Origin of the sequence: Cellulomonas fengjieae, assembly GCF_018388465.1 — a bacterium.
Classification (GTDB): domain Bacteria; phylum Actinomycetota; class Actinomycetes; order Actinomycetales; family Cellulomonadaceae; genus Cellulomonas; species Cellulomonas fengjieae.
This window is the reverse complement of the sequence record NZ_CP074404.1, coordinates 3,217,548-3,230,680: the sequence shown is the minus strand read 5'-3', so window position 1 is coordinate 3,230,680 and position 13,133 is coordinate 3,217,548. Positions and strand designations below refer to the sequence as shown.

The following is a 13,133-nucleotide window of genomic DNA, read 5'->3' as shown; positions in this document are numbered from 1 at the left end:
TTCGGTCCGGGGCCCTTTCTCAGTTGGTGGTGTCGTCGAGTGGCTGGAACTGCGAGTCCTCACCCTCGACGACGTCGAGGAGCTCCCCGATGCGGGTGACCTCGAGCAGGAACCGCACCGTCGGCGGCACCCGGAGGAGCCGCACACGGTGCTGGGACCGGATGGACAGGCGGGCCAGGAACGCGACACCGGAGGAGTCCATGAAGGTCACGTGGTGGGCGTCCACCTCGATCGGCAGGCCGACCTGCTCGGCCTCTGCCGTGGCTTCCTGCAGCTCGGCACCGAGGTCGGCGTCGACCTCGCCCGATAGCACGATCCGCGTGGCGTCGGTGCCGACGATGACCTGAACTGCTCCTGGCTCGCCGACGACCCCGACGGTGGGGTCGACCTGCGAGACGTCGGCAGGCTCGTCGGGGATCGTGCTGTTACCGTCGCGCACGGCGTTCCTTTCAGTGACATCCAACAGGCAGCGCCTGGTTCTCGACGACGTGCCTGTTCAGCACGCTAGACGATCGGAGGTGGTGGCGGTCAACTCTCACGCTCCCGGCTCAGCCGAACCGCAGCTCGCCGAGATCCGTGACCGTGCTCTCGGGGCGACTTCCGTGCCGATCGCCCTCCTGGATGCGACGGCGTCGGACCTGCCCGTCGTGTGGGTGAACGACGCCTTCCAGAACGTCACAGGGTACGGCCTCGACGGCGCGCGGGACCGCTATCGCGAGATCTTTGCCGACACCGGTCTGTCACCCGCCCGGCAGGACGTCGTGCAGTCCGTCGAGCTTCCCCTCGCCGACGGGACGAGCGTCACGTTCCGGGCGTACCTGTCGCCGGTGCGCGCGGGCACGGACGGTGCGGTCACGCACTGGGTGGCCGCCCTGCAGGATCCCGGCGCGGCGGGCTCGCACCAGGACGGGGCGGCTGCCGTGGAGTCGGAGCGGCGCGAGCGGCGCAGCCTGAACCTCATCGCCCAGGTGTCGGACCTGCTCATGGACGTCGACGACCCGCACGCCCTGCGGGAGATCGCGGCGCTGCTGCGGCGGTCCGTGGTGAGCTGGGCGGCCTTCTACCTCAACGACGGTGGCCTGCGGGTGGCCGACGGGATCGACGGTGGGCACCCCCCGACCGGCAAGGGCACGCGGCACGGCGACGTCCGGGGAGCCGGTGTCCCGGGGCACGACGCGGTCCAGCAGCTGCTGGACGCCGAGCTCGACCGACCCGTGGAGCTCGACCTGACCGGGTCCTACGGCGGCGGGAGTGCGTCTGCCTGGCTGACGCACCACGCCGCGGCCGTGCCGGGCGTCGCCGAGGGTCAGCGCGTGCTGGTGTTCCCCCTGCCCGGTCGGCGCCGGGTGCTGGGTGTCCTCGCCGTCCAGGGACCGGAGGGCGCCGGGCTGCACGCGCTGGAGCCGTCCGTGCGCACCGTGCTCGAGCTCACCGCCCGCCGCGTCGGCATGGTGATCGACAACGCGCGTCTCTACGACCGCGAGCACCGGCTGGCCGAGGCGCTGCAGCGCGCGATGCTCCCCGAGCAGGCCGAGGTCGACGGGCTCGACGTGTGGACCTACTACGCACCCAACTCGGACAACGCCCAGGTCGGCGGGGACTGGTACGACGTCCTGCAGGTCAGCCCGGACGTGGTGGGCGTGGTGATCGGTGACGTCGTCGGCCACGACGTCGAGGCCGCGGCGTCGATGGGTCAGCTGCGCTCGGTGGTCCGCTCGTACATCTTCGACCTGACCACCCCGGGACCCGTCCTGGAGCGCGTGGACCAGCTGATCGCGGGCATGCGCGTACCGCGTCCCGCCGGGCTGGTCCTGTCCACCCTGACGCGCCGTGACGACGCCTGGCGGCTGGAGTACTCGCGGGCCGGGCACCTGCCGGTGCTGCTGGTCCGGGCCGGCGCCGTCACCCAGCTCGACGCGGCGGGCGGCCCGCTGATCGGCTTCGGCGGCGGCCCCCGGGCCACGGGCGCGATCGACCTGCAGCCGGGCGACGTGCTCGTCTACTACACCGACGGCTTGATCGAGCGGCGGGACCGTGGCCTGCGCGACGGCCTGGACGCCCTGTGCGCGGTCGCCGCCGCCGTCACCGCCCGGGACGCCGCGGGAGTCGGTGAGGAGCTGTTGTCCCGGCTCGCGGACCACCCGGAGGACGACGTCGCCGTGGTGGTCGTGCGCGTGCCGTCACCGCTGGACCAGGTGGAGCGGGCGCGCAGCCCGCGCCGCCGGCGGTGGTCCCTGCCGAGCGAGGCAGCCTCCATCGGGCGGGCACGACACGCGGTGCTGCGGACCTGCCACGCGTGGGGGATCGAGGACGCCGCGAACGCGGAGCTCGTGGTCTCCGAGCTGGTGGCGAACGCCGTCCTGCACGGCTTCGGCCACGTCTCGCTGCAGCTCTACGACACGGGCGACGGCCTGCGCATCGAGGTCGAGGACGGCAACCCCGCGCCGCCGGTCACCACGGACGGCCACCCCGGCCGGGTGGGTGGTTTCGGCATGCAGATCGTCGAGCGGCTCGCGGACTGGGGCTGGCGGCAGTCCCGGGGCGGCAAGCTCGTGTGGGCGAAGGTGCGACCGGGGTCGCTGCCGCCCAGCGGACGCTAGGCGGGAGCCGGGGCGCCGTCGGGGCGGCGGAAGTCCGACGGGCCGACGTCCGTCTCGCAGCGGTGCTCCGTGTCGATCCGGAACAGGTCGAGCGCGCCGCAGATCTCGATGACGAACAGGTCCCGCGGGTCCGCGCCACGCAGCACCGTGGCGCCGCCGCGCTTGCGGCCGGAGTCGGCCAGCGAGATGAGGAACGCGGCACCGGTCGAGTCCATGAAGGTGACCTGGCACATGTCGATGACCACGAGCTGGCGGCGCAGGCCCACGACGCGCGCGGCGATCTCCGGGAACTGGTCCCGCTCAGCCAGGTCCAGGTCGCCCGCGATCGTCAGGGTCGTCGTCGTGGACGACGTGGAGATCTCGATCATGGAGCACCCTGTCTGGATGGGGGGCGGTGCGCACCGAACATCGGTCCAGGTCGGCGCCACGACTGTAGCCGCGCATCCTGCGCCGTGCACACTGGGCCCATGAGCCACGAGAACCTCCTGGACGGCCCCGCCCCGACCCTGCTGCCCACCGACGGCCCCGAGGCCGACGCGCGCGACGCGCTCAGCAGCGGATCGTCGCCGCGCGAGGCCGTGCCGGCTGCACCGGCCTCGTCCCTGCTGTGGGCGCTCCTCGCGGAGCACGCGCTCTCCGAGGAGGGTGACCCGGTGGCGGCGTACGCGTACGCACGCACGGGCTACCACCGCGGTCTGGACGCGTTGCGCCGCGCCGGGTGGCACGGCCGGGGACCCATCCCGGCCGACCACGGCCCCAACCAGGGCTTCCTGCGGGCCCTGCTCGCACTCGCCGAGGCCGCCGAGGCGATCGGGGAGACCGAGGAGGTGCAGCGCTGCCAGACGTTCCTCGTGGACAGCGGCACGTCGGCCGAAGAGGTCGCCGACCTGCGCTGACATGACCCTTTCTTGACGATCCGGTACCCTCTCGGAGGTACTGGGTCGCTGCCGCCCGGTGCTCGGCCCCGGTACACGGGTCCGCACCGTAGGCAGAGTGGGAGTGGTGATCTCGATGCCGGCCGTCGTGGTGCTCGGTGCTCAGTGGGGCGATGAGGGCAAGGGCAAGGCGACCGACCAGCTCGGCTCGCGGACCGACTACGTCGTGAAGTTCAACGGCGGCAACAACGCGGGCCACACGGTCGTCGTGGGCGGGGAGAAGTACGCCCTGCACCTGCTGCCCTCCGGGATCCTGTCGCCCGGTGTCGTCCCGGTCATCGGCAACGGTGTCGTGGTGGACATCGAGGTGCTGTTCGAGGAGATCGACGCGCTCGAGGCGCGCGGCGTGGACACCTCCGCCCTCAAGGTCTCCTCGGCCGCGCACGTGATCGCGCCCTACAACCGCACGCTCGACAAGGTCACCGAGCGGTTCCTGGGCAAGCGACGGATCGGCACCACCGGCCGCGGCATCGGCCCCGCCTACGCCGACAAGATCAACCGCGTCGGCATCCGCGTCCAGGACCTGTTCGACGAGAAGATCCTGCGCGAGAAGGTCGAGGGCGCCCTCGACCAGAAGAACCACCTGCTGGTGAAGGTCTACAACCGCCGGGCCATCACGGTCGACGAGACGGTCGAGGACCTGCTGCGGCACGCCGAGCGCCTGCACCCGATGGTCGCGGACACGCCGCTGCTGCTGAACACGGCCCTCGACCAGGGCAAGACGCTCGTGTTCGAGGCCGGCCAGGCCACGATGCTCGACGTCGACCACGGCACCTACCCGTTCGTCACGTCCTCGTCGGCCACCGCCGGCGGCGCCTGCACCGGCTCCGGGGTCGGGCCGACGAGGATCGACCGCGTCGTCGCCGTCGCCAAGGCGTACACCACGCGCGTCGGCGAGGGCCCGTTCCCCACCGAGCTCCTCGACGACGACGGCGAGTGGCTGCGTCAGACCGGTGGCGAGTTCGGCACCACGACCGGCCGCCCGCGCCGCACCGGCTGGTACGACGCCGTCGTGGTCCGGTACGCCAGCCGTGTCAACGGCCTCACCGACCTGGTGGTCACCAAGCTCGACGTGCTCACCGGCCGGGACAAGATCCCCGTCGCCGTGGCGTACGACGTCAAGGGCCGCCGGTTCGACGAGATGCCGTACGACCAGTCGGACTTCCACCACGCGACGCCGGTCTACGAGTACCTGGACGGCTGGACCGAGGACATCTCCGGGGCCCGGGAGTTCGACGACCTGCCGGCCGCGGCGCAGCGGTACCTGCTGCGCCTCGAGGAGATCTCGGGCGTGCGCATCTCGTCGGTCGGTGTCGGCCCCGGCCGCGAGGCCACGATCGTCCGGCACGAGCTGCTCAGCTGACCTCGGTGTCCCCCGCCACGCGGGCGTGCAGGTGCATGTCGTGCCAGCCGTCCGCGTGCAGGGCGTCGCCCCGCTTGGTGCCCTCGAGGCGATAGCCGGCGCGGGTGGCGACCGCGCACGACGCCGGGTTGTCGACCGAGTGGTCGACCTCGATCCGGTGCAGCCCGAGCACGCCGAACGCCCAGGTGCCCACGGTGCGCAGCGCGGTCGTCGCGACCCCGCGACCGCGCGCCCCCGGCAGGACCCAGTAGGAGACGTCGGAGCGGCCGTCGCCGTGGTCGAGCGACCGGAGGCTGATCTGGCCCACGACCTCCTCGGCCGTCGTGATCGCCCAGCCGCCGCCGGTCTCGTCGCGCCACCGGCCGGCCCACGAGGCCACCCACGCGTCCGCCTCGTCCGCGCTCATGGCGCGGTCGTGCCAGCGCCGGATGCCCGGGTCGTCGTAGGCGGTGGCCACCGTGGCGGCGTCGTCGGCCTGCCACGGGCGCAGCACCACCCCGTCGGCGCGCAGCACCGGCTGGTCCAGGTCGCGCAGGGTTCCGGGGGTGATCGCGGGCGGGGTCAGCCGGGGCACGCGGTCAGTATGCCGACGCGGGGCTCGGCGCGGGCGCGGGGGCGGGGAGCTCGAGCTCGGCGAGCATGCGCTGGCGGACCACCGCGATCGGGTAGCCGGCCGCCACGACGCACACGGCTGTCGCGCCGAGGAAGACCGCGGCCAGGCCCCACTGCTCCGCCACGAGGCCGCCGAGCAGCGCGCCGAGCGGCATGAGCCCGTAGCCGAGGGTCCGGCTGGCACCGCCCACGCGACCGAGCATCCCCGGTGCGACCATCCGCTGGCGCATCGACTGCGAGATCACGTTGCCGTTGGTGTTGAGGAACCCCAGGAAGAACATCGACACCGCGATGGCGGGCACGGTGGGCACCAGGACCGGGACCGCCATGAGCAGGGCGTCGATGAGCCAGCAGCCCAGCAGCAGCCGCACCTCGGGGATGCGGCGCCCCAGCGGCTCGGCGGCGATCGAGCCCACCACCGCGCCGACCGCCAGGACCGCGGTGAGCAGCGGGTAGTGCTCGGGCTCGAGGCCGACGCGGGACCCGGGGCCGACCATCCAGAGCACGAACACCGCGAAGTAGCCGGTGCTGGCCATGTTCATCACGCTGCTGGCCACCAGGAGAGGGCGGAGCACGGGGTGGTGGACCAGGAAGCCGACGCCCTCGCGGATCTCGCTGGTCGCCGAGCGCTTCTGTGCCGCCGCGTGCCGGTAGCTGCCCGGGATCCGGGTCGCGATGAGCAGGAGGGCGAGCACGCCGAGACCGGCCGGCACGCCGAACACCCAGCCCGTACCGAGCGCGAGCATCGCGCCGGCGACGGGTCCGCCGACGAACGTGGCCATGACCTGCTGCGCGGCGAGCGTGCGGCCGTTCGCGGCCTCGAGGCGGGAGCGGGGCACGAGGTCCGGCACGAGCGCGGAGCCGGCGAGGTCGACGAAGACGTCGGTGACCCCGTACAGGAGCACGATCACGGTGAGCGCGACCATCGTCATCTGCCCCGTGGTGACCAGCCAGACGGCTGCGCCGAGCAGGAGCGCGCGGGCGGCGAGGCCGACCACCTGGGTGTACTTGCGGTCGCGCCGGTCGACGACCACCCCGGCGGCCAACCCGAGCACCAGCCAGGGGAGCCACGCCGCGGCGGTGAGCAGGGCGATCTGGCTGGGCGAGCGCGTGAGCGTCAGCGCGTACAGCGGGACGCCCATCTGCACGATGCCGTCCCCGAGGTTGGCGAGGCCCGTCGCCGTCAGGTGCGCGGTGAACCGGCGGCCGAGCGGTTCGCGCGTGGCGGCCTGCTCGCGCATGGGCACTCCCGGGTAGGATCAAAGAGGAAACTCTGCAAAGACAACTCTGCAAAGGTATCTCTGCGAATGTCCGAGAGCAACCCCCTGTCGTTCCGGGCCCGCGCGATCGGGCCGGAGGAGCTGAAGGCGCTGGCACACCCCCTGCGCATGGCCATGTACGACTACCTGGCCGAGCACGGGTCGGCGACCGCCAGCCAGCTCGCCCGGCACCTGGGGGAGAGCAGCGGCCAGACCAGCTACCACCTGCGCCAGCTGGAGAAGCACGGCTTCGTCGAGGACGACCCCGCCCACCAGCGCGGACGGGACCGGTGGTGGCGTGCGGTCGGGTACAGCGTCGACGGCGGGGACATGCTCCGCGACCCCCGGACCGCCGAGGCTGCCAGCGCGCTGCTCCAGGGCGTGGTCGCCGAGCGTGCCCAGGTGCTCGGCCGGTGGATGGCGGAGGGCGACACCCCGCAGTGGGAGGAGGCGTCGCTGAACGACAGGTCCACCGCCGACCTCACTCTCGACGAGATGCGCGAGGTGGTGCACGGGGTCCAGGCGATCATCGACGGGGCCGTCAGGCGGGCCAAGGAGCGCAAGGCCGCCGGCGACACCGAGGGCCGTCGACGCGTCCGCATCTACTTCGACGCCCTGCCCCTGCCCCTGGATGGCGCCTGAGTTGCGGGGATGACAAGAATCCAGGATCTTTCCGGTCCCGGGTGATGGAATGCGGGCGCGATGAGGGCCACGGTGGAAGGAACAGGTTCCTTCCCGGAGGTCGTGATGACGCTCGCCCAGCTGGACCCCCTGCGCTACCCGTCCACCTACCCGTCCGACCGCGGTCCGCACCGCGCGCTGCTGGCATGGGTGCGGGAGGTGGCCGCGCTCACCGAGCCCGACGACATCGTCTGGGTCGACGGCTCGGCGCAGCAGGCTGACGCGCTGGTCGAGGGCATGGTCGAGGCCGGCACCCTGCTGCGGCTCGACGAGGAGCTGCGGCCCGGCTCCTACCTGGCGCGGTCCGACCCGTCCGACGTGGCGCGGGTCGAGGACCGGACGTTCATCTGCTCGGCGGACCCGGACGACGCCGGTCCCACCAACCACTGGCGCGAGCCGCGCACCATGCGCACGGAGCTGGCGGACGTCTTCGCCGGGTCGATGCGGGGCCGGACCATGTACGTGGTCCCGTTCTCGATGGGCCCGCTCGGGGGGCCGATCTCGCAGCTGGGAGTACAGGTCACCGACTCGCCGTACGTGGTGGTCAGCATGCGGGTGATGACGCGGGTGGGCACGCCGGTGCTCGAGCTGCTGGGCGCCGACGGCGACTTCGTACCCGCGGTCCACTCGGTCGGCGCGCCCCTGCAGGACGGGCAGGCCGACGTCCCGTGGCCGTGCAACCCGACGAAGTACATCGTGCACTTCCCGGAGACCCGCGAGATCTGGTCGTACGGCTCGGGCTACGGCGGCAACGCCCTGCTCGGCAAGAAGTGCTTCGCGCTGCGGATCGCGTCGGTCATGGCGCGCGACGAGGGCTGGCTGGCCGAGCACATGCTCGTCCTGCGCGTCACCTCGCCGACGGGCGTCGTGTCGCACGTCGCCGCCGCGTTCCCGTCGGCGTGCGGGAAGACCAACCTCGCGATGCTGCGGCCGGCGATCCCGGGCTGGACGGTCGAGACGATCGGTGACGACATCGCCTGGCTGCGCCCCGGCGGCCCGGGCACCGACGGACGGCTGCGTGCGATCAACCCGGAGGCGGGCTTCTTCGGCGTCGCACCCGGCACCGGCGTCCGCACCAACCCCGCCGCGATCGAGATGCTCGCCCACGACGTCATCTTCACCAACGTCGCGCTCACCGACGACGGTGACGTGTGGTGGGAAGGGCTGACCGAGACGCCGCCCGACCACCTGACCGACTGGCAGGGCAACGACTGGACGCCGACGTCGGGCACGCCGGCGGCCCACCCGAACAGCCGGTTCACCGTGGCCGCGGACCAGTGCCCCACCATCGCCGACGCGTGGGACTCGCCCGAGGGTGTGCCCATCGACGCCATCTGGTTCGGCGGGCGGCGGGCCACGAACGTGCCGCTCGTGGTGCAGGCGAGGGACTGGGCGCACGGCGTATTCCTCGGCGCGACGATCGCCTCCGAGCAGACGGCCGCCGCCGAGGGCCCCGTCGGCACCCTGCGTCGCGACCCGTTCGCGATGCTCCCCTTCTGCGGCTACAACATGGCCGACCACTGGGGCCACTGGCTCCGGCTCGGTGCGCAGCTCGCCGCCCGTGGCGTCCCGCTGCCCGCGGTCTTCGGCGTCAACTGGTTCCGCAAGAGTGCCGACGGGTCGTACCTGTGGCCCGGGTTCGGGGAGAACGCCCGCGTGCTGGCCTGGGCGCTGCAGCGGCTCGACGGGTCCCTGCCCGGCGTCGAGTCGCCGATCGGCCTCCTGCCCGCCGAGGGCGAGCTGGACCTCGACGGGCTGGACCTGCCGCCCGCGGCGAGAGACGAGCTGCTGGCGGTCGACCCCGCCGCGTGGCTCGCCGAGTGCGACCTGACCGAGGAGTTCTTCGCGCAGTTCGGCGACCGGCTTCCGCTGGCGATGGTCGACCAGCTCGACGCCCTCCGGACCCGTCTGCAGGCCGCGGAGGCCGCCCGGTAGGCTCCCGAGCCGTGAAGATCCTCGTCGTCGGCACCGGCGCTCGTGAGCACGCCCTGGTGCGCGCACTGTCCCTCGACCCCGCGGTGACGGCCCTGCACGCGGCGCCGGGCAACCCCGGCATCGGAGGGCTGGCCACGTTGCACGCGGTCGACCCGCTGGACGGTGCCGCGGTCGCCGCGCTGGCCACGGCCCTGGACGCCGACCTCGTGGTCGTCGGCCCCGAGGCGCCGCTGGTGGCCGGTGTCGCCGACGCCGTGCGCGCCGCGGGGATCCCCGCCTTCGGTCCGTCCGCGGCGGGCGCCCGGCTCGAGGGCTCGAAGGCGTTCGCCAAGGAGGTCATGGCCGCCGCGGGCGTCCCGACCGCCGAGCCGCGCGTGGCGACGACGATCGAGGAGGCCGCCGCCGGACTCGATGCGTTCGGTGCCCCCTACGTGGTCAAGGACGACGGTCTGGCCGCCGGCAAGGGCGTCGTCGTCACCGATGACCGGACCGAGGCGCTGGCCCACGCGCGGGCGTGCCTGGCCAAGCCCGACGGGCGCGTCGTCATCGAGGACTACCTCGACGGACCCGAGATCTCCCTGTTCGTGCTGTCGGACGGCGTGGACGTCGTCCCGCTGGTGCCCGCGCAGGACTTCAAGCGCGCGCTCGACGGCGACGCGGGACCGAACACCGGCGGCATGGGCGCGTACTCGCCGCTGCCGTGGGCGCCCGCGGACCTCGTCGACGAGGTGGTCGAGCGCGTCGCGCGGCCGACGATCGCGGAGATGGCCCGCCGCGGCACGCCGTTCGCGGGAGTCCTGTACGTCGGCCTCGCCCTCACGTCGGGCGGCCTGAAGGTCGTCGAGTTCAACGCCCGGTTCGGCGACCCCGAGACGCAGGTCGTCCTCGCGCGGCTGGCCACCCCGCTCGCGGGCGTGCTGCTGGCGAGCGCGACCGGCACGCTCGGCTCGCTGCCGCCGCTGCAGTGGCGCGACGACGCGGCCGTCACGGTCGTCGTCGCGTCCGGCGGCTACCCGGGGGCCGTCCGCTCGGGGGACCCGATCACCGGCATCGAGGACGCCGAGGCGCTCCCCGGGGTGCACGTCCTGCACGCCGGCACCGCGCTGCGGCTGAACGCGGCAGGGGACGACGACGACGCGATCGACGGTGCGCACCTCGTCTCCGCGGGCGGCCGCGTGCTGTCGGTCGTCGGCGTCGGCTCGGACCTGGCCGCCGCCAGGGCCGCGGCCTACGCGGGCGTCGCGCAGATCGAGCTGCCGTTCTCCCACCACCGATCGGACATCGCGCGATGAGCACCACGACGTTCGTGTACGGCGACGGCACCTGGGGCGGCGACGTCGCGGTCACCCCGAGCCTGGCCATCGAGGTCCAGGACGGCGACATCGCCACCGTCGACTACCGCCCGGCGCCGGAGGGCCGAGGTCGGTTCTACCTCGGCTTCCAGCCGCGGGACTTCTTCGACGACCCGACCGAGAGCGACCCCGTGGACCTCGATGCCGAGGCCGAGGCCTTCGCCGAGTGGGCGCTGCTGGTCGGTGCGGTCGACGTGGAGGCCAAGCACGTGCGGCGGCTGCTGGCCGAGGAGCACGTCGACGAGCCCGAGGACACGTTCGTCGAGGAGACGGTGCAGCGGCTCGTCCGGCTGGTCGGGCTGCCCGTCCCCGACGGGCTCGACGGTGGAGACGACCTCGTCTGACCCGGCACACTAGGGGCCGTGACTGCCGCCGCGCCGCTCGAGGGCTGGACCCACACCTACTCCGGAAAGGTCCGCGACCTCTACGTCCCGGACGGCTCGGCGTCGACTGCCGGGCTCGGTGACGTCGTCCTCGTCGTCGCGAGCGACCGGGTGTCGGCCTACGACCACGTGCTGTCCCCGGGCATCCCCGGCAAGGGCGTCGTCCTCACGCAGCTGAGCCTGTGGTGGTTCGAGCAGCTGGCGGACCTGGTGCCCAACCACGTGGTGTCGACCGAAGTCCCGGCCGCTGTCGCCGGTCGCGCGATGGTCTGCCGTCGGCTGGAGATGTTCCCGGTCGAGTGCGTCGCGCGCGGCTACCTCACCGGGTCCGGCCTGGCCGAGTACCGGGTGTCCGGGTCGGTCACCGGGATCGCCCTGCCGGCGGGGCTCGTCGACGGGTCCCGGCTGCCCGAGCCGATCTTCACCCCCGCGACCAAGGCCGAGCTCGGGGCGCACGACGAGAACGTGCCGTTCGACTCGGTGGTCGCCCTGGTCGGGGCCGACACCGCGGAGGCCCTGCGGTCGCTCACGCTCGCGGTCTACGGCCGCGCGGAGGCGATCGCGCGCGAGCGCGGCGTGATCCTGGCGGACACCAAGCTCGAGTTCGGCACCGACCCCGCGACCGGGGCGATCACCCTGGGTGACGAGGTGCTGACGCCGGACTCCTCCCGGTTCTGGCCGGCGGACGAGTGGCGGCCCGGACGCGCCCAGCCGAGCGTCGACAAGCAGGTGCTCCGCGACTGGCTGACCTCACCGGCGTCCGGGTGGGACCGGGCCGGTGACGCGACCCCGCCGTCCCTGCCCGCGGACGTCGTGGCGCGCACCCGCGACCGCTATCTCGACGCGTACGAGCGGCTCACCGGGACGACCCTGTCGGTGTGACGTGCGTCGCCCCTTCGGGGCGTGCTTCTCGTCGGAGAGGAGAGGTTAGGCTTGCCTCATTCCACCCTGACCGAATGGGAGCACCACCGTGCGCATCGCCCGTCGCGTGACAGCCGTGGCAGCCGCCGCAGCAGTCGCACTCACCCTCGCCGCCTGCGGTGACTCGTCCGACGACACCGCGACGGAGCCCTCGGCCGACACCTCGGCGGCGTCCGACGCCTTCCCCGTGTCGATCGAGACGGCTCTCGGCACCGCGGAGATCCCCGCCAGGCCCGAGCGCGTCGTGGCGCTCGGCTGGGGCGCCGCCGACATCGCGTTCTCGCTGGGCACGACGCCGGTCGGCATCGAGTCGGACACCTGGGGCGGCGACGCCGAGGGGTACCAGCCGTGGTTCCGGGAGGCCGTCGAGGCCGCAGGCGACGAGCTGCCCGAGACCATCGCGATGTACCCCGAGCTCGACGTCGACGCGGTCGTCGCGCTCGAGCCGGACCTGGTGCTCGCCCCGCAGTCCGGGATCGACCAGGCGACGTACGACCAGCTCGCCGCCTTCGTCCCGGTCGTGGCCTACCCCGGTGAGCCGTGGCAGACCTCGCTCGAGGACCAGGTGAACCTCGCGGCCGAGGCGCTGGGCGTGCCCGAGAAGGCCGAGCTGCTGCTCGCCGAGCGCCAGGCCGCGATCGACGACGCCGCCGCCGCCAACCCCGAGCTGGCGGGGCTGACCTTCGCCTACGTCTTCGGTGGTGACCAGCCGGGTGCCCTGTCGGTGTACCTGCCCGGCGACCCGCGGGTCGAGCTGCTCACGGGCCTCGGCCTGGAGCTGGCGCCGTCGGTGTCGACGCTGACGTCCTCGCCCGGGACGTTCGTCGCGACCCTCGGCCTGGAGAACGCGGACCAGCTGAACGACGCGCAGCTCCTGTTCACGTGGTTCAACGACGCGGACGAGCAGGCCGCCACCGAGGCGCAGCCGCTGTGGGCCCAGATCCCCGCGTTCGCGTCCGGCGCCTACGTCCCGATGCTCGACCCGAAGCTCGGCATGGCCGTCTCCGTGGCCACCCCGCTGAGCGTCCCGTGGGCCCTCGACGAGTACCTGCCGCTCATCACGGCCGGCGCCCAGAACGTCCAGGGCTGAGA

The 13,133-nt window shown here is 73.2% G+C and carries 13 protein-coding genes; 9 read left to right on the top strand and 4 right to left on the bottom strand.

The genetic code is table 11. The annotated features are described in order from the left end of the window. Window positions 1–19: 19 nt before the first annotated feature. Window positions 20–439: an STAS domain-containing protein gene (locus KG102_RS14955; protein ID WP_208212722.1), complete on the bottom strand. Its 420-nt coding sequence runs from the start codon at window positions 437–439 to the stop codon at window positions 20–22. 163 nt (window positions 440–602) lie between these two features. Between KG102_RS14955 and KG102_RS14950 the strand changes: the two genes are divergently transcribed. Further along, window positions 603–2,600 carry a SpoIIE family protein phosphatase gene (locus KG102_RS14950; RefSeq protein WP_249667348.1) on the top strand — a complete coding sequence of 666 codons (1,998 nt, stop codon included), beginning with the start codon at window positions 603–605 and terminating at the stop codon, window positions 2,598–2,600. Here KG102_RS14950 and KG102_RS14945 read toward each other — a convergent pair. After that, window positions 2,597–2,968: an STAS domain-containing protein gene (locus tag KG102_RS14945; RefSeq protein ID WP_208212720.1), complete on the bottom strand. Its 372-nt coding sequence runs from the start codon at window positions 2,966–2,968 to the stop codon at window positions 2,597–2,599. The genes KG102_RS14950 and KG102_RS14945 overlap by 4 nt on opposite strands. Window positions 2,969–3,067: 99 nt before the next feature. Here KG102_RS14945 and KG102_RS14940 point away from each other — a divergent pair, with 99 nt between their 5' ends. Beyond that, a complete protein-coding gene (locus KG102_RS14940; RefSeq protein WP_208288234.1) occupies window positions 3,068–3,496 on the top strand; it encodes a DUF3151 domain-containing protein in 429 nt (142 codons plus the stop codon). A gap of 115 nt (window positions 3,497–3,611) precedes the next feature. Continuing rightward, complete coding sequence (locus KG102_RS14935; RefSeq protein WP_208213212.1) at window positions 3,612–4,898, top strand: adenylosuccinate synthase; 1,287 nt, start codon at window positions 3,612–3,614, stop codon at window positions 4,896–4,898. Here KG102_RS14935 and KG102_RS14930 read toward each other — a convergent pair. Both KG102_RS14930 and KG102_RS14925 read right to left on the bottom strand, forming a co-directional pair. Beyond that, window positions 4,891–5,472, bottom strand: coding sequence for a GNAT family N-acetyltransferase (locus KG102_RS14930; protein ID WP_249667347.1), 582 nt, complete (start codon window positions 5,470–5,472; stop codon window positions 4,891–4,893). The two genes, KG102_RS14935 and KG102_RS14930, sit on opposite strands and share 8 nt — an antisense overlap. Before the next feature lie 4 nt (window positions 5,473–5,476). Continuing rightward, window positions 5,477–6,751 (bottom strand): MFS transporter, encoded by a 1,275-nt coding sequence (locus tag KG102_RS14925; protein ID WP_208288235.1) that lies wholly within the window; start codon window positions 6,749–6,751, stop codon window positions 5,477–5,479. A 66-nt stretch (window positions 6,752–6,817) separates the two neighbouring features. Between KG102_RS14925 and KG102_RS14920 the strand changes: the two genes are divergently transcribed. From KG102_RS14920 to KG102_RS14895, 6 genes are all read left to right on the top strand, one after another. Further along, window positions 6,818–7,411 carry a winged helix-turn-helix domain-containing protein gene (locus tag KG102_RS14920; RefSeq protein WP_208288236.1) on the top strand — a complete coding sequence of 198 codons (594 nt, stop codon included), beginning with the start codon at window positions 6,818–6,820 and terminating at the stop codon, window positions 7,409–7,411. A gap of 105 nt (window positions 7,412–7,516) precedes the next feature. Continuing rightward, the gene (locus tag KG102_RS14915) at window positions 7,517–9,385 is read left to right on the top strand and encodes a phosphoenolpyruvate carboxykinase (GTP) (RefSeq protein ID WP_208288237.1); all 1,869 of its coding nucleotides are present in this window, start codon (window positions 7,517–7,519) and stop codon (window positions 9,383–9,385) included. A gap of 11 nt (window positions 9,386–9,396) precedes the next feature. Beyond that, window positions 9,397–10,677 (top strand): phosphoribosylamine--glycine ligase, encoded by a 1,281-nt coding sequence (purD, locus tag KG102_RS14910; RefSeq protein ID WP_208212715.1) that lies wholly within the window; start codon window positions 9,397–9,399, stop codon window positions 10,675–10,677. Continuing rightward, a complete protein-coding gene (locus tag KG102_RS14905; protein WP_208212714.1) occupies window positions 10,674–11,081 on the top strand; it encodes a hypothetical protein in 408 nt (135 codons plus the stop codon). Before purD ends, KG102_RS14905 begins: the two co-directional genes overlap by 4 nt. Window positions 11,082–11,099: 18 nt before the next feature. Next, on the top strand, window positions 11,100–12,002 hold the full coding sequence (locus KG102_RS14900) for a phosphoribosylaminoimidazolesuccinocarboxamide synthase (protein ID WP_208288238.1): 903 nt from the start codon (window positions 11,100–11,102) through the stop codon (window positions 12,000–12,002). A gap of 106 nt (window positions 12,003–12,108) precedes the next feature. Further along, window positions 12,109–13,131, top strand: coding sequence for an ABC transporter substrate-binding protein (locus tag KG102_RS14895; protein WP_249667346.1), 1,023 nt, complete (start codon window positions 12,109–12,111; stop codon window positions 13,129–13,131). Window positions 13,132–13,133: the final 2 nt, after the last annotated feature.